This is a genomic window from Burkholderia ubonensis, assembly GCF_001718695.1.
In the GTDB taxonomy this organism is placed as follows: domain Bacteria; phylum Pseudomonadota; class Gammaproteobacteria; order Burkholderiales; family Burkholderiaceae; genus Burkholderia; species Burkholderia ubonensis_B.
On the sequence record NZ_CP013422.1, the window covers coordinates 1,089,476 to 1,109,985 of the forward strand.

General features: G+C 63.6%; 19 protein-coding genes. 9 read left to right on the forward strand and 10 right to left on the reverse strand.

Annotation, left to right across the window (positions count from 1 at the left end; all coding sequences use genetic code 11):
• Positions 1-8 precede the first annotated feature (8 nt).
• From WJ35_RS24645 to WJ35_RS24675, 7 genes are all read right to left on the reverse strand, one after another.
• On the reverse strand, positions 9-752 hold the full coding sequence (locus tag WJ35_RS24645; protein WP_011882214.1) for an iron-containing redox enzyme family protein: 744 nt from the start codon (positions 750-752) through the stop codon (positions 9-11).
• Entirely contained in the window at positions 749-2,110 is a 1,362-nt protein-coding gene (locus WJ35_RS24650; RefSeq protein ID WP_059894984.1) for an ATP-grasp domain-containing protein, read from the reverse strand. The genes WJ35_RS24645 and WJ35_RS24650 overlap by 4 nt, the downstream gene beginning before the upstream one ends.
• Positions 2,111-2,120: 10 nt before the next feature.
• Positions 2,121-3,365: an ATP-grasp domain-containing protein gene (locus tag WJ35_RS24655; RefSeq protein ID WP_059474891.1), complete on the reverse strand. Its 1,245-nt coding sequence runs from the start codon at positions 3,363-3,365 to the stop codon at positions 2,121-2,123.
• Positions 3,362-4,489 (reverse strand): histidinol-phosphate transaminase, encoded by a 1,128-nt coding sequence (gene hisC, locus WJ35_RS24660; RefSeq protein WP_034193541.1) that lies wholly within the window; start codon positions 4,487-4,489, stop codon positions 3,362-3,364. Before hisC ends, WJ35_RS24655 begins: the two co-directional genes overlap by 4 nt.
• Positions 4,490-4,503: 14 nt before the next feature.
• Positions 4,504-5,379: a phytanoyl-CoA dioxygenase family protein gene (locus WJ35_RS24665; protein WP_011882218.1), complete on the reverse strand. Its 876-nt coding sequence runs from the start codon at positions 5,377-5,379 to the stop codon at positions 4,504-4,506.
• 18 nt (positions 5,380-5,397) lie between these two features.
• Entirely contained in the window at positions 5,398-6,780 is a 1,383-nt protein-coding gene (gene aroA / locus WJ35_RS24670; RefSeq protein WP_011882219.1) for a 3-phosphoshikimate 1-carboxyvinyltransferase, read from the reverse strand.
• Between the two features lie 67 nt (positions 6,781-6,847).
• Entirely contained in the window at positions 6,848-7,918 is a 1,071-nt protein-coding gene (locus WJ35_RS24675; protein WP_011882220.1) for a DUF1611 domain-containing protein, read from the reverse strand.
• Positions 7,919-8,294: 376 nt separating this feature from the next.
• On the opposite strand from WJ35_RS24675, the gene WJ35_RS24680 reads away from it, so the two are divergent.
• From WJ35_RS24680 to WJ35_RS24690, 3 genes are all read left to right on the forward strand, one after another.
• Entirely contained in the window at positions 8,295-9,392 is a 1,098-nt protein-coding gene (locus WJ35_RS24680) for an LLM class flavin-dependent oxidoreductase (protein WP_011882222.1), read from the forward strand.
• A gap of 247 nt (positions 9,393-9,639) precedes the next feature.
• Positions 9,640-10,857, forward strand: coding sequence for an MFS transporter (locus tag WJ35_RS24685; protein WP_224020179.1), 1,218 nt, complete (start codon positions 9,640-9,642; stop codon positions 10,855-10,857).
• A gap of 44 nt (positions 10,858-10,901) precedes the next feature.
• Positions 10,902-11,102 carry a hypothetical protein gene (locus WJ35_RS24690; protein ID WP_043292230.1) on the forward strand — a complete coding sequence of 67 codons (201 nt, stop codon included), beginning with the start codon at positions 10,902-10,904 and terminating at the stop codon, positions 11,100-11,102.
• Between the two features lie 210 nt (positions 11,103-11,312).
• On the opposite strand, the gene WJ35_RS24695 is transcribed toward WJ35_RS24690, so the two are convergent.
• Genes WJ35_RS24695 through WJ35_RS24705 form a run of 3 tightly spaced genes read right to left on the reverse strand, consistent with a single transcriptional unit; the run spans position 11,313 to position 14,131 of the window.
• Positions 11,313-12,308, reverse strand: a complete 996-nt coding sequence (locus WJ35_RS24695; protein ID WP_059474890.1) for an NAD(P)H-quinone oxidoreductase — start codon at positions 12,306-12,308, stop codon at positions 11,313-11,315.
• The gene (locus WJ35_RS24700; RefSeq protein WP_011882225.1) at positions 12,305-12,682 is read right to left on the reverse strand and encodes a carboxymuconolactone decarboxylase family protein; all 378 of its coding nucleotides are present in this window, start codon (positions 12,680-12,682) and stop codon (positions 12,305-12,307) included. The genes WJ35_RS24695 and WJ35_RS24700 overlap by 4 nt, the downstream gene beginning before the upstream one ends.
• Positions 12,683-12,694: 12 nt before the next feature.
• Positions 12,695-14,131, reverse strand: coding sequence for an NAD-dependent succinate-semialdehyde dehydrogenase (locus WJ35_RS24705; protein WP_069240211.1), 1,437 nt, complete (start codon positions 14,129-14,131; stop codon positions 12,695-12,697).
• Positions 14,132-14,506: 375 nt separating this feature from the next.
• Here WJ35_RS24705 and WJ35_RS24710 point away from each other — a divergent pair, with 375 nt between their 5' ends.
• From WJ35_RS24710 to WJ35_RS24735, 6 genes are all read left to right on the forward strand, one after another.
• A complete protein-coding gene (locus tag WJ35_RS24710; RefSeq protein ID WP_011882227.1) occupies positions 14,507-15,442 on the forward strand; it encodes a LysR family transcriptional regulator in 936 nt (311 codons plus the stop codon).
• Positions 15,443-16,608: 1,166 nt separating this feature from the next.
• On the forward strand, positions 16,609-17,310 hold the full coding sequence (locus WJ35_RS24715; RefSeq protein WP_069240212.1) for an energy transducer TonB: 702 nt from the start codon (positions 16,609-16,611) through the stop codon (positions 17,308-17,310).
• Between the two features lie 86 nt (positions 17,311-17,396).
• On the forward strand, positions 17,397-18,308 hold the full coding sequence (locus WJ35_RS24720; RefSeq protein WP_069240213.1) for a MotA/TolQ/ExbB proton channel family protein: 912 nt from the start codon (positions 17,397-17,399) through the stop codon (positions 18,306-18,308).
• 17 nt (positions 18,309-18,325) lie between these two features.
• Entirely contained in the window at positions 18,326-18,748 is a 423-nt protein-coding gene (locus tag WJ35_RS24725; protein ID WP_069240214.1) for an ExbD/TolR family protein, read from the forward strand.
• 81 nt (positions 18,749-18,829) lie between these two features.
• Positions 18,830-19,261 carry an ExbD/TolR family protein gene (locus WJ35_RS24730; RefSeq protein ID WP_069240215.1) on the forward strand — a complete coding sequence of 144 codons (432 nt, stop codon included), beginning with the start codon at positions 18,830-18,832 and terminating at the stop codon, positions 19,259-19,261.
• 16 nt (positions 19,262-19,277) lie between these two features.
• Positions 19,278-20,468, forward strand: coding sequence for a tetratricopeptide repeat protein (locus tag WJ35_RS24735; RefSeq protein WP_069240216.1), 1,191 nt, complete (start codon positions 19,278-19,280; stop codon positions 20,466-20,468).
• Positions 20,469-20,510: the final 42 nt, after the last annotated feature.

Here is a 20,510-nt window from a genome sequence, read left to right on the forward strand (position 1 = left end):
AAAGTGGCTCAGGCTGCCGCGCGGTGGCCGACTGTGGCCTCGAAGAGCTCGCGGAAATACAGCGCGAGAATGGTCTGGATGTCGTCGAAATAGCGCAGCACTTTGTCGACGTCCGCCTCCTCGCGAATCAGGTAGCGCAGGATGCGCCACATCTCGCCCGCGTGATCGTCTCCGACGTCCGTATTGATGTGCGCGAGTTGCCCCTTGATCTTGTCCTCACCGAGCGTCTCCTTCATCGACTTGATCTGGCGGGGCGTGAGCTTCGCGGTCGTGTATTCGACCAGGTAGCTGGACGCGACCACGCCGATCGGATGCTCGTGTTCGGCGATGAAGTAGAAAAACCCCTGCAGCAGCCTCGTCGCGAGGAATGGCTCGGTCGCGTACAACTCCTCGTCGGTTACGCCGAGTGCCTTGCAGTCTTGCCTGAACAGCGTGTCGTGATTCATTTCCTCGGCCTGGTATTCCGCATACAGCTGCGCGGCCTCGGGAGAGATCTTCGTGATCGCGTGGAGAGCCTTGGCGTGCGCGGAGCGGCTGAGACGAATGCGCCAGACGTGCTCGATGGTATGACGGCGATACCACTGGCTATCGAGCTTGCTGCCTTCGAGATGGCTCGCGTAGGGGACGGTTGCCGCCCATTCGGCCATTTTCTTGTCGAGATAGCGATCGAGTCGATTACGGACAGCTTCGCCGTCTGCGAGCGAGTAGAAGGGAATCGGATGGTCGATGCCGCAATGCTGGACGCGATTCATGATTTCTCCTGGGGTGTGGGTTCTGCATCGGTAACTGCTGAGTCGGAATAGCGAACGACGAGCTGCGCGTCGAGCATCGCCGAGAGCGCGCGCACCTGGGTCGCGATGTCGGACACGGGCACCTTCCAAAGCGCGTTCAGGATGAAGATGCCGCGTTCGGAATCGGGTAGACGGGTGTGAGGCCGGACCGGCATGTCGACGATGTCCGGCGCGGGCGTCAGCCGGTCGATCGACAGCACTTCGAGCGTGCGATTGCGTTCGCCGTATCGGCTGAAGAACACGGTGCCGTCGCTGAGCGTGCCCGCCCGCCGCCGCGTGCTTTCGCGCAGCGCGTCCAGGCGCCGGTGCCACGCGCCGGCGGCGGTTCGTTCGGTACAGAGTGCTTGCACCCAAAGCTCCAGCATCGAGATGCCGCCGGTGAACACGCCGACGCTCTGATTGATCAGGGCGCCGCCCATGCGAGCGTTGATCTCGATGATGTCCCATCGGCCGGCGCGCCCGTCGAAGCGGGTCTCGATGTGGTAGCACCCGTCGGTGAGGCGCAGCGCGGCGAGGCATTGCTCGATGAACTGCTCGCCTTCGCGCTGCTGCGCGTCGGACAGGGCGGGTGCCGGCAGCGAGTTGCCCATCTCGAGCGTCGTACCGGTAGCGTCGTCGAGGTATTTCGCGTGTACGCCGATGACGTAGCTGCGGGCATCGGTCGCGACGACTTCGAAGCTATACTCGTCGCCGCCGATGTAGTCTTCGGCGATGAAATCGAACTGCCCGTCGAAGATCGCCCGAAACGCGAGGTCGGCACGCATCTGCTCGCGCAGCGCGTCGAGGCGAGCAAGCGTCAAGCCGGCATCGAGCCGGAAGCAGGCGAACGAACCGGCGCCGCGACGTGGTTTGACGAACAATGATCGATCGCTCGCAAGCAGCGCGGGGAGCGTCGCGTGGTCGAGCAGCGTAGCGCGTGCTCCGCTCAGGTTGAGCGCGTTGAGCTGCGTGCGGCACTGCAATTTGTCCATACAGACCCGCAGCGCGTCGGGATCGGCGTCCGTGGCGCCCAGCAGGCGATTGGCGCGCGCCATCAGTAATCGGTAGCCTTCGAATGTGGCGAGCGTCGCGACGATCGCGAAGCTCTCCGCCCGTGCCTCCGCCATCGTCTCCTCGACGTGCGCGTCGTTCAGATAGTCGTCGTCGACGTGCCAGAGCCGGGCGGCGCCCACGGCGGAAATCTGTTCGAGGTCGCGCGGATCGCGAGCGCGCGAACTGAGGATGACGAGCGCGATGCCCAGGCGCTCCGTATATGTGCGAACCAGCGCTGCGTAAGAGCGGGCCTGATGCGCGAAAAGAAGCAGGGCGGGCGTACTCATGATCCGGAGCTCACGGTTGGGTGGTTTCGATGCGGAAGGCTTCGAGCACGTGCGCGACATCGCGCGCGACCTGCGTGCCGGAGGGCGAGTCGAACAGAAAGCGGCCGGACTGGAGCGAGCAGTAGCCATCCTCGTGCTCGATCAGCTGTCCGTCGCTCGGCACCAGTTGCCGATACAGACTGTCGAGCCGCCCGTCGAACCGCGTGACGGATCGCACGCGCTGCGGCAGGCAGGTCGGCCGCGGGAACATCAGCCACGCCCCCACCGAGCCGGTCGGTGCATACAGCTGTGCCGGTTGGTCGAGACTCATGTTGACCCACTCACGAAACAGGTTGATGCCGGTCGCGCGGTGAATCATCGACGGCACGTCGGCACCGCCGACGCGGGCACCGACCTCCAGAAAAACCAGCTCGTCGTCGGTGGTATGGAAGAGTTCCAGGTGGAACGGGCACGCGCGCAGTCCGATCGCCGTCACGCATTGAGTCGCGAACTTCGATACGTAGGCGTGCAGCGCGGTGCCGGGCTCCAGCATGATCGCGCCGAGCGGTGCGCCGGCCGTGAAATCGAGGCAGGTGTTGACGTAGCGAGACGGTACGACGAGCGTTACGTTACCGTTTCGATCGACGAGTCCGTCGACGTGCATCAACGTACCGGCCACGAACTCCTCAAGATCCCACTCGCCGCCGGACGGCAGGTTGGCGATCGCGGTGCGCAGTTGCACCGCATCGCAGATTTTCTGCACACCGTGGCTCGACTGGCCGTCGATCGGCTTCAGGATCAGCGGGTAGCCCGTATGTTCGGCAAACGTGAGTGCGCTGCTCACCTCCGTCGACGTCACGGACCGGTAGCGCGGCGTGCGCAGCCCGGCTTCCTGAACCTTCTGCTTCATCAATAGCTTGTCGCGTCCCAGCCGGTTCTCATCCGGCTTCTTGCCTGGAATATCGAACTCGGCGCGCAATTGCGCGGCCAGATCCTGAAGCGACTCCGAAAAGACGATGAGTCGGTCGATCGGGCCGCTCGCGCCGACGATTTCGGCGATGACCGTGCGGTAGGCGGCGATGTCGTCCAGCCGGTCGAGCTCATAGAGCCGGTAGCTGTCGGCAGAGGCGGTCACGGCGGAGCGGCCGCGACGGTTGACGAGATAGCTGACCCGATGCTGCCTGTGATCGACGAATTCGTCGTAGCGCACCAGGTCGAAATCCCACCGCCCGGTGCCCGGGAATTGCGCGAGATTGTTGATGATGAGAATGTTCATGCGAGTACTCCATTGGCGTCCGATCCGGTCCGTGCCCCGACGAGTCGACGCACGAGATCGACCAGCCGGTCGATCTCGTCCGGCGTGCCGATCGCGATGCGCAGATGCGTCGGCAGTCGATAGGCAGACATCTGCCGCGTGATGAAGCCGTGCGACAGCAGCGCATCGTAGATATGCGCCGCGTGCGGACCGAAGTCGGCGAGCACGAAATTGGCGGAACTGTCGACGACCGTCGCGCCGAGCGTGCGCAGGTCAGCAGCGAGACGTGCCCGGCCTCGCGCGGTCGTCTCGACCACACGGGCCAGATGCGCTTCGTCGTCGAGCGCCGCCGTGGCGCCCGCCAACGCGACGCGGCTGACCGGAAAGGGCGGTCGGATCCGCGACAGTGCGTCGATCAGGCCCGCAGCGGCGATTGCGTATCCGATGCGCAACCCCGCGAGACCGTATGCTTTCGAGAATGTGCGCGTGACGACGACGTTCGGATGCGATAGCGGCAACTGCCCGGTATCGCGCGGCGCGTCGTCGTCCGCGAATTCCGCGTAGGCCTCGTCGAGCACGAGCAGCACGTTGGACGGGAGCTGTGCGATCAGATGCTCAAGTTGCGCGGCCGTGAGCGAGCGGCCGGATAGGTTGGTCGGACTGTCAACGATCAGCATGCGCGTGTTCGAGTCGACCTGTTCGAGTAGTCGATCGACGTCGTGACCGAAATCCGGCCCGCTTGCCGCGATGCGCAGCGCAGCGCTCTGGGTGGTGACGAACGGCGGATACGCACAGTAGCCGTACTCGGACAGCACGACGTTGCGGTCGGCCGGAACGAACGCCTGGACCAGCGATGCGATGACGTCGATCGAGCCGTTTCCGAGCGCCAGCATGTCGGCCGGAACCCGCTGGTGCCGGGCAAGCTTGTCGAGCAGCGCGCCGCTGTCCGGATAGCGGTTCGATTGCTCGAGCGCGCGTTGCATCGCGGCGAGCACTCCGGGCGGCGGCGGGAACGGCGACTCGTTGCTCGAGAACTTGTGGATATCGTGCAAGCCTCGCTCTGCTCGCAGTTTTTCCTCGGTGATGCCCGGCCGGTACGGAGCAAGCCCGCGCAGCGCCGGAACCAAAAAGGCGTTCCAGTCCATCGGATCTCCCGTGTTCAGCGTCCCGAGGCTGCCGTCACTGCGTAGCCGGACGTTTTCATGGTCGTCAGTGCCTTGCGCAGGTGAGAACCTTCCTGCACCTCGTACAGGGACCCGAATTCGCGTTCGGCGAGCGGCAGCAAATGCGTGCCCTGGTCGACCCGCGCGACTTTCGAACGTTGTCCACGCAACAGTTCGACACCCGGTTCGTTGTGTGCGGCGTGCGGTCCGAAGTAAATCGGGAATGCATCGGCCGCCCGATAGGCGGGCAGGAACGTGCGGCGCGGCAGCTGCGATACGTTGCGCGCCGATGCATGGAGCGTCAGGCAGTGCAGGAACAGGACGCTGCCGGCTGGCACCTCGATGCTGACCGCCCGAGCTTCATCGACGTCGTGGACCTTGCCGCGGAAGAATCCATCGACCTCGTGTGACAGCAGGCCGCGCCGGTGCGACCCGGGTACGACGCGCAGGCAGCCGTTCGCTTCGCTTGCATCGTCGAGAAAGATCAGCGCGGTGACGAGATCGGCGTTGGTGTGCGGATAGTAGGAGAAGTCCTGGTGCCATTCGACGACACTGCCGACTTTCGGTCCCTTCATGTTGAGCTTGCTGTAGTGGAACAGCACGTTCTTGCCAATCAGCCCTTCGATGCAGTCGAGCAGGCGCGGGGCAGTCGCCATGTCCTTGAATGCGGGATGCTTTTGCGTCGGCGACCAGATCCGGCGCACGGTTGCGCCGTCCTCGGGTTCGAATTCATACGGCTTCTCGGGATTGGCGGGCGACAGCAGCGTGTCGATCGCGGCGAGCGAGCGAACAACCTCGTCGGTATCGAAGAGTTTTTCGATCACGAGATAACCATGTTCCGCATAGAACGCCAGTTGCTGGTTGGTAAGCATGACAATTCTCCGTTGGGATCAGACCGCCTGCAGTAGCGAACGCTCGTCGTCGTGCGACGCGCCGGTCCCGACTTCGCGATAGGCGGCACCGAGATGCTCGAACTGCGTGAAGAAGTCGGGGAACGAGCAGTTCACGTCGCGGTAACCCTCGAGCCGGTTTGGCTGGCGCGCACGCAGCGATGCGATGAACAGCGACATGAAGATCCGGTGGTCGCCCCAGCTCGACAGGTCGACGCCGCCCGGATACGGCTCGCCGGTGCCGCGGATCTCGAAGCCGTCGTAGACGCCGTCCTTGAAGAGGCCCTTGATGTCGACGCCCATCTTGCCCAGCTCGCTAACCATCGCCTTGATGCGAGGCGACTTGTGCAGCCGCGTGATCGAGCCGCCGACCACGCGGAACGTTCCTTTCACGTAGGCGCCGATCGCGGCGAGCGTCGGTACGATGTTCGGGAAATCGCTGGCGTCGAATTCGTAGTCGCCGGTGAGCTGGGAGTGGGAATTGACGAGCGTCAGCTCATTGCGCGTGTCGTCGAAATGGACGGAGAGGCCGAGCGCCTGTACGACATCGATGATTGCGCGCTCGCCCTGCAGGCTCTCGCTGCCGAGGTTGCCCAGCACGAAGGTGCCGGGGAACAGCGCGGCGGCGCCGATCAGGTACGACGACGATGTGTAGTCCCCGCCGATCCGGTACTCCGCGGCTTGATAGTTGCCCGGCTGGACGCGGATCAGCGAGAAGTCGTCGGTAACGTCAACCTGGATTCCCGAATGGCGCAACGTCGCGATCGTCTGGCGGATGTAGGAAATCGACAGCAATTCGCCTTCGATCGCGATTTCGACCGGCTTGTCGGCGAGCGGCGCGGCGAACAGGATTGCGGTGATGAACTGCGAACTTACGTTGCCAGGGACCGTGCAGCGTCCGCCGCGCAACCCGCCTCCCCAGTTGACGACCGGCGCCTTGCCGGCCTCGCCGATGCATTCGATACGCGCGCCGAGTTCCTCGAGTGCGTCGAACAACGGCTTCATCACCCGCGTGCGCAGAATGGTGTCGCCGGTAATGATGGCAGGCGAGTCGGCGAAACTCGTCAACGCGGTGAACGTGCGAAACACGAGCCCCGAGCCGATCGCGTCGACGACGCGCTGGCCCAGATGCAGCGCGCGGCCGACACCGCGGATCTCGAGGTATCCGGCGTGTTCGTCGATGCGCGCGCCGAGTGCGCGGCATGCTTGCTTCATCGCGCTGGTCTCGACACAGCGCAGATCGTTGTGGACGATCGACGTGCCGTCGGCGAGAGTCGCGGCGAGTATCGCGCGCTGGGTCTCGGGCTTGGACGAAGGGGTGACGGCGTAACCCTTGAGCGAGTGGATGGGTTCGACATGGAGCAGGCTGGACTGTTCGGTCATTTGAATCGCTTCCTGTGTTTGACGATGGCGCGACGATGCAGGCGGGACGACGAAAGCCGGCGGCCGGTCAGGCCGCCAGGCGTTGAAGGGTCCGGTCGTGGACGCTCAGTGCGTCCACGAGTCGGTCAGCACCCGAGCGGATGACGTCGACGGCAGGCAGGCCCGTTTCCCATTCGATCTCCTCGATGGCGCGCGCGGCTTGCTCGGCTGGAAGCGCACCTGTATGGACGCTGACGCCGACCACCTTCGCCGGTCGCAGAAACGAGCCAAGCTGTTCATACAGCGTGACGAGTTCGGGTAGCGGACGCAGCGGCGCATGCGCCCAGCCCTTGTGATGTGCAAGGCCCGCCTCGTGGCACAGCACGAGGGCCTGCGGCATGGCACCGTGAAGCAGGCCCAGCGTGACGCCGCTGTAGGCGGGATGGGAAATCGATCCCTGTCCCTCGACGACGATCCAGTCGTGGTGACGCGCCGATTCGAGTACGAGCGATTCGGTGACACCCGCGACGAAGTCGGACGGGACGGCATCGATCGCGACACCGGCGCCGCTAATATAGATACCGCTCTGGCCGGTAGCGACGAAACCTGCGTTGATGCCTCGTCGTCGTGCAGCTTCCGCGATCTCGATGGCGGTGGTTTTCTTGCCAACCCGGCAATCGGTGCCGACGGTATGGACGATGAAGCGATCGAGCGCGTCGAGCTTGCCTTCACTGGTCGCGAGCGTATCGGGCGGCTCTTTCGTATCCCAGATCCGTGCGCCGGATTCCGACGCAAGTGCGGCGAAATCAGGATCGGTCGCAATCCGGAAATGCAGACCGCTGACGACGTCGAGCCCGCGGGCGAGTGCGAGCGCTATCTGCGCGCGCCATGCATCGGGCAATGCGTTGGAGAACAGGCCCACACCGATCAGGAAAATGTCCGGATCGAACTGCAATGCCGATTCCAGCGAGTCGAGCACCGGGATGCCGTGGCCGTATCCGAGTACCTCGCCCACGTCCTTTCCGGCACAACGGCTGTCGACGACGGCGACGCATTCGCTGTGGCGATAGCGCAGGTAAGAGGTCGCCACCTTGCTTGTCACAGGGCCGAAGCAGCCCTCGGCGAAGACGACGACGCGTTTGTTTCTCAGGTTCAACATCAGCGTGGCTCCATTTCTTCGATGAACATTCGTGACCGTCGCCGGCCGCGTCGTGTCGCGCCGGAGGGCGGTGATGCGAGAACGGATGCAACAGCAATGACACACGGGAATGTCGGCCGGCGCATATTCGTGCGGAATCGCGATACGTCTTCGATATCGGCCTCGACGTGTTGACGAGAGTAGGCGAGCGCGACGGATCGCAGCGCATTCGTGAGAACTTATTGCGGCCGGTAAATGTCAGCGATGGATCAAAAAATTGGTGTGCCGTCAAAGTTTCTTCGTCGGCGCGGTGCGGGCTTGCTCGATTCGTTGCTCGACTCCTAAGCTGAAGGTCACTACGGCAACAGGCCGGATTCGACTATCGGGAGAGGCGACGATGCGGGTATTTCAACCCCTGAAGATTCATTGGTGCGCGCCGCGCGGAGCGGGCAATACTAAGGCGTCCGAGCGGGACCTCGCGAATGAACTCGATCTCGACGGTCTGGTGGACTTTGCGCAGGAAGCGGAGGACATGCAGATCGATACGCTGCTGATGGGAATCGGTTTTCATCTGCCGGAGCCGTTGCCGCTGATCGGCGCACTCGCGCGCGAGACGCGCAGACTGTCGTTCATGCTGGCCTATCGCCCGGGACTGCTGCCGCCGACGCTATTCGCGCAGGCAGTCAATACGCTGTCGTGGATGTCGAACAAACGGATCTCGCTGAACATCGTCGCCGGCATTTCTCCGGAGGAACAGGCGTACTACGGCGACTATCTGGCGCACGACGCGCGCTACGAGCGCACGTCCGAATATCTCGGTGTGCTGCATCGGTTCTGGCGCGGCGAGACGCCGGTGTCGCATGAAGGCACCCACTACCGGTTCGACGGCGCGCGCCTCGGCCTGCCATTCAAGGACGGCGAGCGACCGCGAATCTATCTGAGCGGCGCGTCCGCGTTGGCCAAGCGCATCACCATCGAATCGGGGGACTGCTGGCTGCGTTACGGCGACACGCCGGAGGGCATCGCGGTCGCTGCTCGTGAGCCCCTGGAGGCCGGGCGCAGCGTCGGCATCCGCATGCACGTGCTGGCTCGCGAAACGCGGGAAGAGGCACATGCAGAAGTGGCCGCCATGATGGCGAACTCGGATGAAGCCCATCGTCAGCAGGTTCAGGCATTCGTGAAGACGTGCGATTCGGAGGCGGTGAAAAAGTCGTTCGATCTTGCCGAGCAGGCGTCCGGTGGCTGGTTGTCACCGATGCTGTGGACGGGCGCCGTCGCCTATCGCGGAGGCCCGGCCCTGTGTGTGGTGGGCAGCTACGACGAGGTCGCACGGTATCTGCTCGAATACAAGCAGGCCGGTGTCAGCGAATTCATCCTGTCCGGCTGGCCGACGCGTGGAGAGATGCGGCGATTCTGTCACCACGTGCTGCCCCTGATTCGCCAGTATGAAGCGCGGACGGCCGGGAGCGAAGACAAGGCAGCGCTCGTCATCTGATGATCACACGATGTTGCGCGACTGGCGCGGCTCGGCCGCACCAGATCGGAAAGCCGGTCAGGAATCTAAAATCAAGGATATAGATAAGTGATACGAAATGATGGATCAGAGGCGAGTGAAACGTGTGGTGTTCATCGGTCAGGACGGCGGCCAGGGTTCCGTCGCGACGTGAGCGCCTCGAGCATGGAGGTGGCGATTGATCGGTGAATCGCGCTCCGCTTCGCTGCGCTGGTTCGCGTCGGGACTGATGCTTGGATTGATCGCCGAGCAGACGGTGCTGTTTGCGGTGCCGCTTCTCATTTATCAGCGGACCGGAAGCCTCGCGTATTCGGGCATTGCATATGCAGTCGAATGGGTGCCGGCGTTGATCGCTTATCCGTTCGCCGGCTTGTTCGCGGACCGGCTCGGCGGCCGCCGGTTGTTCCGGTATGCAAATCGCGTCCGGATGACCTGCCTGACGATTGCCGTGGCAGCCTGCTTCGCGATGCCGTCGGCCACGATCATTGCGCTGATGGTCAACAGCGTCTTCCTGTCGCTGCTGATCGCGCCGGTGCGGATGTCGGTGGAAAAGACGGTGCCGATGCTAGCGGACGGCGGCAAGCTGTCGGATTTGCAGTCGTTGGTGCAGAACGTCGAATTGCTCGCGATGGCCCTCGGTCCAGCCCTTGCGGCGGGGCTGGCGCAATGGCTGGGTAAGCTCCCGCTCCTGCTCGTCGCGGCGGCCGGATTCGCGCTGGCCGCGTGGTGCTGGCGCGAACTTCCGGCGAGCCCGCGCGGCACCGCTCACGGTCGGGTCCGGCACGACCTGGTTCTGGGATGGCGATTGCTGATCGCGAACCGGCCGGTTGTGTTGCTTGCGTTGGTGAACTTCGCCATCAACCTCGCGTTTGCGATCGCGGCGAGCGCGAACGCATATCTCGTCACGGGCGTGTTCCGCGCATCCGACAGTGTATTCGGCTTGATGAACACTGGCGCGGGCGTGCTCGGGCTGCTGAACCTGTTGCTGATTCCGAAGCTGACCCGCAGTTGGAGCATCTATCGGCTCGGTGCAGGCGGCTTCGCGCTGATGTGCACCGGGCTCGTATGCATGGGATTGGCGCAGGGTGTCTGGGTTTATGTGATCGCGTTTCTCGGCGCGATGGCGGGGGCTGCTTGGTACAACGTGTTCAACCGGACATTGCGCGTACGTGCGATCGAGCGCGAGCACCTCGGCAAAGTGATCGGGCCGTTCTATCTGATCAACGGGCTCTCGTATCCGCTCGCGGGCGTGTTGACCGCGAGCGTGGGGCCGGTGCTAGGCATCCAGCACATCCTGTTGTTCATGGCCGTGATGCTCAGCGGTCCGGGCGCGTGGGTGCTGTGGGTGACGTCCCGATTGTTTCGCAAGCGGGTCGATGCGCCGCAGCCTGCGGACGAGGTGTGCGAGGGCGCGGAACCGCTGCCCGAGGCCGCCGATCGCGCGTGAGCGAGGTCGCGCGACGATACGATTGCCGATGTACGGAGGATGTCATGACTTCGAAAATCAGAATGGCCCGGCGGCGGCCGGATTTGCCGATCGAGACGGCGTCTCCGCACGCGGAATTCCATGAGTGCGGCGGGGTGCCTCTGCTCGACGAGACCGAACCTCGCCGGATGCGCGACGAATCCGGCGACGGTGGGGTAGTCTTCACGCCGGAGGATCCGGATACCGCCTCGAGCGTGTTGTTCTGAGCGTCGTGCCGGAAAGCTGCGAGGGAGCGATACCGTTCCGGTACGTGCGGGACGTTCGATTCGGGTGCGGGAAGCCGCGACATGCACCATCGGCGCTGCCGGCCCGTCGTCGCGAATGGTTTTATTTCCGGCCATGAGCAACGCGCTCCCGTCCGCCTGACTGCCATCAACCAGCTTCGTACATGGGCCGCGACGCGAATCGGCCCTACGTCAGCTATCTTCGCTCATCGTCAGGATGATCTTTCCTACGTTTACAGCAGACTCCATCCGTCGATGGGCGGCCGCGGCGTCTGCGAGCGGAAACACGCTGTCGACGACCGGCTCCAGACCCGCGCCTCCCGCAAAGCGGTCCAGCCAATGTTCGCGAAACCGCCGAACCATCGCGTGTTTCTCGCTCTGGTCGCGCGACTTCATCACCGTGCCGATGATTTGCAGATGACGGTACAGGATCTGTTCGAGGCTCACGCTGACGTCACCGCCGCCGCCGAGTATGCCGACCTGCACCAGCCGGCCGCCGTTTGCCAATGACGCGACGTTCCGGGAAAAATACGGTGCGCCCACGAAGTCGATGGCCACATCGACACCACGTTTGCCCGTCCTGCTTGCGACGACTTCCGAAAAGTCCTGCGTCTTGTAGTCGATCGCATGGTCCACACCCAGTTGAACGATCCGTTCCAGCTTTGAGGCTTCGGCCGTTGCGAAAATCGTCGCGCCGGTTGCATAGGCCAGCTGGACCGCTGCGGAACCCACCCCGCCCGCCGCTGCGTGGATCAGCACCGCATCGCCGCGCTGCAAGCGGCCCAGATGCAACAACGCTTCGTGCGCAGTGACGAACACTTCCGGTATGGCGGCCGCATGCACATAGTCGAGCGTTGCGGGAATGGGCATCGCCATTCTCCAGTCAATGCGCGCCCGTTCTGCGTAGGCGCCGCCGCCCACGACGCCCATGACACGATCACCGACCTTGTAACCCTGCACGGAAGGGCCTGTCTCGATCACCTCGCCGGCGATTTCGAGCCCCATGATCGTCGAGTCGCCGAAGTTCGGCCGGCCGTATCCGCCACGCCGATGGGTCAGATCGGCGCGATTCACACCCGCGGCATGGACGCGTACCAGTAGATCGTCGGGCCGAACCTCAGGAGCCGCGACCTCGGCCAGTTGGAGCACCTCGGCATCGCCGAATTCCTTGAATGTGATGGCTTTCATTTCAAACCTTCCTGCGTCGTAGATGCATTGCCGGCGAGATCGTCGGGCTGAGGATGGGCGCCGAGCGTTGCCTGCGCCGTGGCGGATGCGGAGATTGCGGCGGGAAACCCGGCATAGAACGCGAGGTGAGTGATTGCCGCTGACAACTCTTCACGGGTTACGCCGTTCGTCAACGCGCGGCGCAGGTGCGCCGGCAACTCGTCGAGATGGCCCCCCGCGATCAGCGCGGCAACAGTCACGAGGCTGCGGTCGCGCGGCGAGAGCGTCGGATCGCTCCAGATCCGCGGATAGAGCGTGTCGTCGACGAATGCCGAAAGCGTCGGCGTGAACGCACGCGCGGCTTCGCGCGGACTATCGAAATGCGTATCGGACATGGCGATCTCCTTTCAAGCCTGGCTGATGAACTTGTGTGTGAGGTAGTACTCGATGCCCTCGGTGCCGCCTTCCGAGCCGTGGCCGCTTTCCTTCATGCCGCCGAACGGCAGTTCGGTCGAGACGATGCGGTACTGGTTGATGCCGATCATGCCGGCTTCGAGACCGTCCGCTACATCGATGGCCGTCCGCGCACTGCTTGTGAACGCATAGGCAGAGAGCCCGTACGGCAACCGGTTCGCTTCGGCGAGGCCGTCGGCCAGGGCATCGAAGCGCATCAGCACCGCGATCGGGCCGAACGGCTCTTCGTGCATCACGCGCGCGTCCTTCGGTACGTCTGCGAGGACCGTCGGCTCGAAGAAATACCCTTCACCTTCGATGCGCTTTCCGCCGGCCAGAATCGTTGCGCCACGCTCGACCGCATCGGCGATGAGTTCCTCCATCTTGGCAAGCTGGCGCGGGTTCGCCAGCGGCCCGACCTGCGTGCCGGCATCCATGCCGTTCCCGACCTTGAGCGCGCTCGTCGCACGTACGAAGTGACCGACGAACTCGTCGTAGACTTCGCGTTGGATCAGGAAGCGCGTCGACGAGATGCAGACCTGGCCGGTGCCGCGAAAGCGATTCGCCGCGCCTTCGACCGCAGCCTTTTCGACGTCGGCATCGTTGAATACGAGGACGGGCCCGTGGCCGCCCAGCTCAAGCGTGATGGGTTTGACGCCTTCGGCTGCGCGCGCCGACAGCAGACGGCCGATCGGCACCGAGCCCGTGAACGTGACCTTCCGGATTACCGGGGAAGCGATCAGTTGCGTCGACACCTGGTCGGGCACGCCGAACACGACTTGAAGCACGCCCTTCGGCAAGCCGGCGTCGTCCAGTGCGCGTGCCAACGCGAGCGCCGTTGCGGGGCTTTCCTCGCCGGGTTTGATGATGACACTGCATCCGGCGGCGAGTGCGGCGGAGAGCTTGCGCGCCGGGGTGATCGCCGGAAAATTCCACGGCGTGAATGCGGCGACGGGCCCGATCGCCTGTTTCTTCACGAGCTGTTGCACGCCCGGACGGTTGGATGGCACCACGCGGCCGTCGATGCGACGCGCCTCTTCGGCGAACCATTCGAAATAGTCGGCGGCGCGCAGGACTTCGTCGCGGCTTTCTGCCAGCGGTTTCCCTTCCTCCAGCGTCATCACGGTAGCAATGTGCTCGGCGCGCTCGCGCATTAGTTCCGCCGCGCGCTTCAGAATGCGCGCACGTTCGGCCGGCACGGTGTTGCGCCAGACATCGAACGCCGGTACCGCAGCCTGGAGGGCGCGATCGAGGTCCGCTGCCGTCGCCAGTGGAACGCGCCCGATCTGGATTTGCGTGGCGGGATTGATCACGGGCGCCGTTTCGCGTTCGCTCGCGCCGATCCATTCCCCATTGATGAAGAGATGAAGCGCGTCGTATGTGATGTCCATGGTTTAGCCTTTATGGTTAGGATTGCGATTTGATGCGGGTTCGTCTAGAGCCGGATAGGGAGCCTGCGCTACGCCGTGTCTGGATCATCGACCATGGCGGACGGAGCTCAGGATTGAAACGTCTACGTTCCGACTGCCTGACTTCGGGACCAAGTCTAGGCGTGAAGCAGGCGGCAACTTAGATGGCCCGGCAAGAATGAATCTTGTCTCTGGAGGGAAAATCCGCCGCCAAAATGAAAGATGAATGAAAGGATGCAAAAAAAACGACACGACGCTGCTCGCTGACTGCACGAAACAGGTGCGGAACCTATGATCACAGACTCGCGCGGGCCGAAACGCAGCGATTCGACGAAAAATTCAAAGCGAGGGTGACTAATGGACAAGGTGCACACCATGTCGGTGTTTGTGAAAGTGGTCGAGATGGGCAGTTTCACGGCTGTCGCAAACCACCTCGATACGACGGTCGGCAACATTTCTCGAGCGGTATCTGTCCTCGAAGACAATCTCAACACGCGGTTGCTACAGCGCTCGACGCGACGGCTCGTCGTTACCGACGCGGGGCGACGTTTTTACGAACGCAGTGTTGCGATCCTCTCGGACATCGAACGGGCGGAAGCGGAAGCACGCGATGCGCTGCTGGAGCCGCGTGGTCTATTACGCGTGCATGCGGTGCCGGGATTGGGGCGCCAACTCGTTTCGCAAGCCGTGCTTGCCTATCGGAGCGCATATCCGGAAGTATCGGTCGATCTCATGCTGTCGCAGCGGATGCCGAATCTGCTCGAAGAGCAACTCGACGTGGCGATCGTGATCGCGCGCACGCTGCCCGACTCGGCGTACGTGAGCCAGAAGATCGGAACCAGTCATTGCATTCTCGCGGCGTCGCCCGACTATCTGGCACGGCATCCGGCTCCCGAGTGTGTGGAAGACCTCGTCGGTCACACATGTGTGCTTCTGAGCACGGTCGATTACGCGCCGGACGAATGGCATCTGCAAGGCAGAGCAGGCGAGGCGGTGTATCGTCCAACGGGATCGCACTTCAGTGTGAATGACATGGATGCGATGTCCACGGTACTGCGGGAGGGCGCGGGAATTGGATTGATCGCTGCCTTCTCGGCAATCGACGATCTGCGCAAAGGATCGCTCGTTCGCGTCCTGCCGGAATTTCACACCGCGCAGCGCAACGTATATGCGGTGTACTCGTCCCGTCAATTCGTCGACGCGAAAATCAAACGGTTCATCGATGTCCTGAAGGTGCAGGTAGGGGATCGGTTGAATGCGTATGCGGATGAGCTCGCGATCATGGTCGCATGATCCCCGTTGCGCTCGGCACGGTCGAGCGGGTATCCGATTGCTCACATCGCCTCGCTCAACCTCACGATCCTGATGACGCGCTTGGGGACGTGTATGCCCGTACGTGCATGCACATTTCTGTCGCGCCGCGGCAACGCCTGAGTGTGTGGAAGTGAATCGCACCCATCGGGTGTTTGCGTGCGCCGAACCCGTGTTCGACTGTGCATCGTCGTCATGGCACCGAACTGGCGGTCCGGTCTCTGCGGCATCGCCTCGAGCACCGCTTGGTGCTTCCCCCGCCGGATTTGTCCGTAATCGCTTGTTCCAGGATTGGGACGTGAGCAGCGACGCCGAATGCGCGTTGATGGAGCGTTCACATCGCTCCGTGAAGTAAGAGACGCCCGTACGCGCAGACAGTCGGCCAACGAGTTCTCGTAGACGCAGTCGTGCCCGGAATCATAAAATAGATTCGGCATGCAGATCATCGTGCCTATTTGATAGGCATCTTGAATGTCACTATTTTGATTTGTAGTCAATTACGAATAAGTTAATTGGATTCGTCCGAGTATTGTTTTGAAAATCCGTAGCCCCGCATAACAACGGTCGATAGGCTTCCATCCATGCAGGAGACAATGAGACGCATCCGATAACGCTTCATTAAATCCGCGTCGATTCGGTGCATCGCACTAAATTGGTGATTATTGTCATAAGCACCGAATGAGTGCGATAACCATACAAATAAATTACAAAATCAATAAAAAATGTTTCGTGAAGCCTCCTGACTCGTTATTCGAGCAAGTCCTCCAAACTTTGTATTCGGGCATCAAAAAAAGTTTGACGGCCAGATTTTTTCCTTGCTATCGTCTGCACCCAAGACGCACGGCCACGCTGCCATCGGGGTGTAGCGACGGTCCGATCGTCATGCGCGAACGTGCCTGTGTCGACGCAGCTGACAATTGCCTGAACGCTGGTGCGGGGTGGATGCCGGATAAGGCGGCTATCCCGTGGCGGTTGAAACGATTCCTTGAAATTGAATGAATTCGGATCCGAAATCGATGCTTTCGATTCGGATTGCAAATTGCATTAAAAATTAGATTTCGCGTTGAGGCGGCGACGGAACCGACCCGGTTCCTGGGCCGGCCATCATCGTGAAACTGGGCGATTCGCTTGGGGGATGGATAGTGGGCATGAAAGTCGAAAAGCATCTGATTGCTTCGAACAGCGGGCTTGCCACGCTCGGGCGGCCGCGGCAATTCGGCGTGAAGCCGCAAAACCCGGTGCGCCGGTTCGGCGGTATCGCAGTCGTTCTCCTGTTGCACGCAGTGCTGATCTACGCATTGCTCAACGGCCTCGCGACCAAGGTCGTCCAGGTCGTCCAGCATCCGATCGAAACCCGCATCATCGAACCGGTGAAGCCGCCGCCGCCCCCGCCGATGCCGGTGGTCAAGCTGCCGCCGCCGAAAGTGGCGCTGCCGCCGCCGCCGTTCGTCCCGCCCCCGGAAGTGCCGGTGCAGGCGCCGCCGCAGGCGACGATCACCCACCAGGCCGCACCCGTGCCGTCCGCGCCGGCCGTGCAGGCGCCCGTCGTCGCGCCGCCCGCGCCCGTTGCGAAGCCGGTGAGCCACGAGGTCGGCGTCGTCTGCCCGAATTCCGATCAGATGCGCGCATCGATGCAGTATCCGAAGGAAGCGCAGGAAAACAACATCACCGGCGACGTCACGATCGAATTCGTCGTCGATGCCGACGGCAACATCACCAACGAACGCGTGGCCCAGTCGGCCGACCCCGTGCTCGATCGTGCCGCCTACAACACGGTGAAGCGATTCAAGTGCGTGGCACAGGGGCAGTCGGTGCGCGTGCAGGTTCCGTTCTCATTCAACCTGAATTGATGCAGTGGGCGGTCCGGCGGGAGCCGGACCGGAGAAAACCGGCCTGAAATTTAATCATAAGTTATACGAAAGAATCGGAGTGGGTTATGACCAAGCGTTCACTGGCCGCGCTGGCGGCAAGCCTGTTGATGTCCGTCGCCGCGATCGACGGGCTCGTTGCACCGCAATTCGCTTACGCGCAAGCGAGCGGATCCGCGGCGGCATCCGATGCGTCGACACAGGCTGCGGCGCCTGCGCAGGCGCCTGCCGCCGCCGAGCCGGCACCGCCGCCGGCGCCTGCCGCCACCGAAGCGGTCGAGAATCCGTACGGTCTCGGCGCGCTGTGGAAGAACGGCGATTTCGTCGCGCGGTTCGTGCTGAGCCTGCTCGTGATCATGTCGATGGGGAGCTGGTACATCATGATCGCCAAGTTCCTCGAGCAGTTCCGCGCGAACCGGCGCGCGAAGCTCGCGGACGAACAGCTCTGGTCGGCTCCGTCGCTGTCGGACGGCGCGAAGCTGCTGGACGACGCGTCGCCGTTCCGCTTCATCGCCGAGACTGCGATCGAGGCCGGCGAGCATCACGACGAGGCGCTGCTCGAGGCGGTCGACCGCAATACGTGGATCGACGTGTCGGTCGAGCGCGCGATCACCAACGTGTCGAACCGTCTGCAGGACGGCCTCGCATTCCTCGCGACGGTCGGCTCGACCGCGCCGTTCGTCGGCCTGTTCGGCACCGTGTGGGGCATCTACCACGCGCTGACGGCGATCGGCATCGCGGGGCAGGCGTCGATCGACAAGGTCGCGGGCCCGGTCGGCGAGGCGCTGATCATGACCGCGATCGGGCTGGCGGTCGCCGTGCCCGCGGTGCTCGGCTACAACTTCCTGGTTCGCCGCAACAAGTCGGTGATGGAGCGCGTGCGCAACTTCGGCGCGCAGCTCCACACGGTGCTGCTCGCGGGCAGCAAGCGTCCGGTGCGGGCCGCCGCCGGCTCGCGCGCCGCGTCGCTCGTCCACTGACGCGGGCGGGGTGCGCGATGGCCATGAACGTCGGGCAGGACGACAGCGACGAGGTGATCGCCAACATCAACACGACGCCGCTCGTCGACGTGATGCTGGTGCTGCTGATCATCTTCCTGATCACGATCCCGGTCGTGACGCACACGATTCCGCTGGCGCTGCCGAAGGAAACGGTGCAGCCGCTGCAGACGACGCCGAAAAGCGTCGAGATCGCTGTGAATCGCGATGGGCAATTCTTCTGGGGCGAGCAACTGGTGGATGCGTCGACGTTGCTCGCGAAGCTGAAGGGGGCGTCTCAGCAGCAACCGCAGCCGAGCGTGCACGTGCGCGGCGACGAGAACACGCGCTACGAGTTCATCGGCCGGGTCGTCACGATGTGCGAGCGGGCCGGTATCGCGAAGGTGTCGTTCATTACGGAACCGCCGGCGCGGGGTGGTTAGCCTTGCAGGGGAACAGCATGCGCGCCGATTCCGATTGACCGCGACGCATGGAATCAGCGCGAGCATCGACAGGAGCAGACGATGGGAATGAACGTGCCTTCGGGCGGGGGCGGCGGCGAGCCGGACGTGATGGTCGACATCAACACCACGCCGCTGATCGACGTGATGCTGGTGTTGCTGATCATGCTGATCATCACCATTCCGATCCAGATGCACTCGGTCAGGATGGACCTGCCGGTCGGCAATCCGCCGCCGCCGGCGAAGCCGCCGGAGGCCGTGCAGATCGACATCGGCGCCGACGGCGCGACGAACTGGAACGGCGCGCGGGTGCCGGATCGCGCGGCGCTCGAGGCGAAGCTGACGACGGTCGCGCACGAGCCCGTGCAGGCGGAGATCCATCTGCGGGCGAACAAGCTGGCGCCGTACAAGGACGTGGCGGCCGTACTGGCGTCCGCGCAGCGTGTGGGCGCGACGAAGATCGGCTTGATCGGAAACGAGCAGTTCATGCAATGACGGAACAGGCCGACCGATGAACCAGCGACGATGGAAACGGATGATGGCGCTGACGGCGCTCGGGGCGGCCTGCGTGCTCGGCCGGCCGGCGTGGGCGGCCGACACGTTGCGGCCCGATGTGGCGAAGCCGCTGGCGGCGGCGCAGGACCTGTATCGCGCGCACAAGTATCGCGACGCGCTCGGCAAGATCGCGCAGGCGGCCGCCGTGCCGAATCGCACGCCGTATGAAACCTACATGGTGGAAGCGACGCGCGGCGCGGCGGCGATGGCGGCCGGCGATACCGGCGTGGCCGCGCAGGCCTACGAAACCGTCCTGAACTCGGGGCGCCTGTCGGGCGCGGATGAGCAGCGGACCACGGCGGCGCTCGCCGGGATCTATTTCCAGCAGAAGAACTATCCGCAGGCGATCCGCGTCGCGCAGCGCTACCTGAAGGCGGGCGGCACGGATCCGGACATGCGCACGCTGCTCACACAGTTGTATTACCTGTCGAACGATTGCAGCCAGGTCGTGAGCCAGTTGAAGGCGAGCACGGAGGCGCAGGCGCAGGCCGGCCATGCGCCCGACGAAGGGCAGTTGCAGATGCTGGCGACCTGTGCGCAAAAGAGCAAGGATGCCGGTGCCTATCGCAGCGCGCTCGGCATGCTGGTCGCTTATCATCCGAGCCCCGCGTACTGGGCGGACATGATCTCGGCCATTCGCGGCAGCCCCGGCTACCTGTCGTCGCTCGACCTCGACATCTACCGGTTGCGCAGGGCGACGGGCACGCTGACGACGGCCGACGGCTACATGGAGATGACGCAGCTCGCGCTGGTGGCAGGAACGCCCGCTGAAGGCAGGCAGGTGATCGACCAGGGATTCGCGTCCGGTGTGCTCGGCAAGGATGGGCAGGCGAACCGCGAGAAGCGGCTGCAGGCGCTGGCTGCCAAGCGTGCGCAAGCGGGTGCGGACGCAGCCAATCCGGTGGCGCCGCTCGATGTCGGCATGAATCTGGTGTTTGCGGGCCACGCGGCGCAGGGGCTGTCGACGATGGAGCAGGTGATCGCGAAGGGCGGGCTCGAGCATCCCGATGCGGCGCGGCTGCGGCTCGGCGAGGCGTACTACGTGGCGGGCCAGAAGGCGCATGCGGTCCAGGTGCTGCGCACGGTGAAGGGTAACGACGGCTCGGCGGATCTGGCGAAGCTGTGGATCGCGGTGGCCTCCCGGTAGCGCGACGTAAGGGCACGACGGCGTGCGACACGCACGCGATCG

What these genes read in the sequence shown, in the direction of transcription:
- WJ35_RS24645 (WP_011882214.1), bottom strand. Translation starts at nt 752, where the DNA reads ATGAATCGCGTCCAGCATTGCGGCATCGACCATCCGATTCCCTTCTAC.
- WJ35_RS24650 (WP_059894984.1), bottom strand. Translation starts at nt 2,110, where the DNA reads ATGAGTACGCCCGCCCTGCTTCTTTTCGCGCATCAGGCCCGCTCTTAC.
- WJ35_RS24655 (WP_059474891.1), bottom strand. Translation starts at nt 3,365, where the DNA reads ATGAACATTCTCATCATCAACAATCTCGCGCAATTCCCGGGCACCGGG.
- hisC (WP_034193541.1), bottom strand. Translation starts at nt 4,489, where the DNA reads ATGGACTGGAACGCCTTTTTGGTTCCGGCGCTGCGCGGGCTTGCTCCG.
- WJ35_RS24665 (WP_011882218.1), bottom strand. Translation starts at nt 5,379, where the DNA reads ATGCTTACCAACCAGCAACTGGCGTTCTATGCGGAACATGGTTATCTC.
- aroA (WP_011882219.1), bottom strand. Translation starts at nt 6,780, where the DNA reads ATGACCGAACAGTCCAGCCTGCTCCATGTCGAACCCATCCACTCGCTC.
- WJ35_RS24675 (WP_011882220.1), bottom strand. Translation starts at nt 7,918, where the DNA reads ATGTTGAACCTGAGAAACAAACGCGTCGTCGTCTTCGCCGAGGGCTGC.
- WJ35_RS24680 (WP_011882222.1), top strand. Translation starts at nt 8,295, where the DNA reads ATGCGGGTATTTCAACCCCTGAAGATTCATTGGTGCGCGCCGCGCGGA.
- WJ35_RS24685 (WP_224020179.1), top strand. Translation starts at nt 9,640, where the DNA reads ATGCTTGGATTGATCGCCGAGCAGACGGTGCTGTTTGCGGTGCCGCTT.
- WJ35_RS24690 (WP_043292230.1), top strand. Translation starts at nt 10,902, where the DNA reads ATGACTTCGAAAATCAGAATGGCCCGGCGGCGGCCGGATTTGCCGATC.
- WJ35_RS24695 (WP_059474890.1), bottom strand. Translation starts at nt 12,308, where the DNA reads ATGAAAGCCATCACATTCAAGGAATTCGGCGATGCCGAGGTGCTCCAA.
- WJ35_RS24700 (WP_011882225.1), bottom strand. Translation starts at nt 12,682, where the DNA reads ATGTCCGATACGCATTTCGATAGTCCGCGCGAAGCCGCGCGTGCGTTC.
- WJ35_RS24705 (WP_069240211.1), bottom strand. Translation starts at nt 14,131, where the DNA reads ATGGACATCACATACGACGCGCTTCATCTCTTCATCAATGGGGAATGG.
- WJ35_RS24710 (WP_011882227.1), top strand. Translation starts at nt 14,507, where the DNA reads ATGGACAAGGTGCACACCATGTCGGTGTTTGTGAAAGTGGTCGAGATG.
- WJ35_RS24715 (WP_069240212.1), top strand. Translation starts at nt 16,609, where the DNA reads ATGAAAGTCGAAAAGCATCTGATTGCTTCGAACAGCGGGCTTGCCACG.
- WJ35_RS24720 (WP_069240213.1), top strand. Translation starts at nt 17,397, where the DNA reads ATGACCAAGCGTTCACTGGCCGCGCTGGCGGCAAGCCTGTTGATGTCC.
- WJ35_RS24725 (WP_069240214.1), top strand. Translation starts at nt 18,326, where the DNA reads ATGGCCATGAACGTCGGGCAGGACGACAGCGACGAGGTGATCGCCAAC.
- WJ35_RS24730 (WP_069240215.1), top strand. Translation starts at nt 18,830, where the DNA reads ATGGGAATGAACGTGCCTTCGGGCGGGGGCGGCGGCGAGCCGGACGTG.
- WJ35_RS24735 (WP_069240216.1), top strand. Translation starts at nt 19,278, where the DNA reads ATGAACCAGCGACGATGGAAACGGATGATGGCGCTGACGGCGCTCGGG.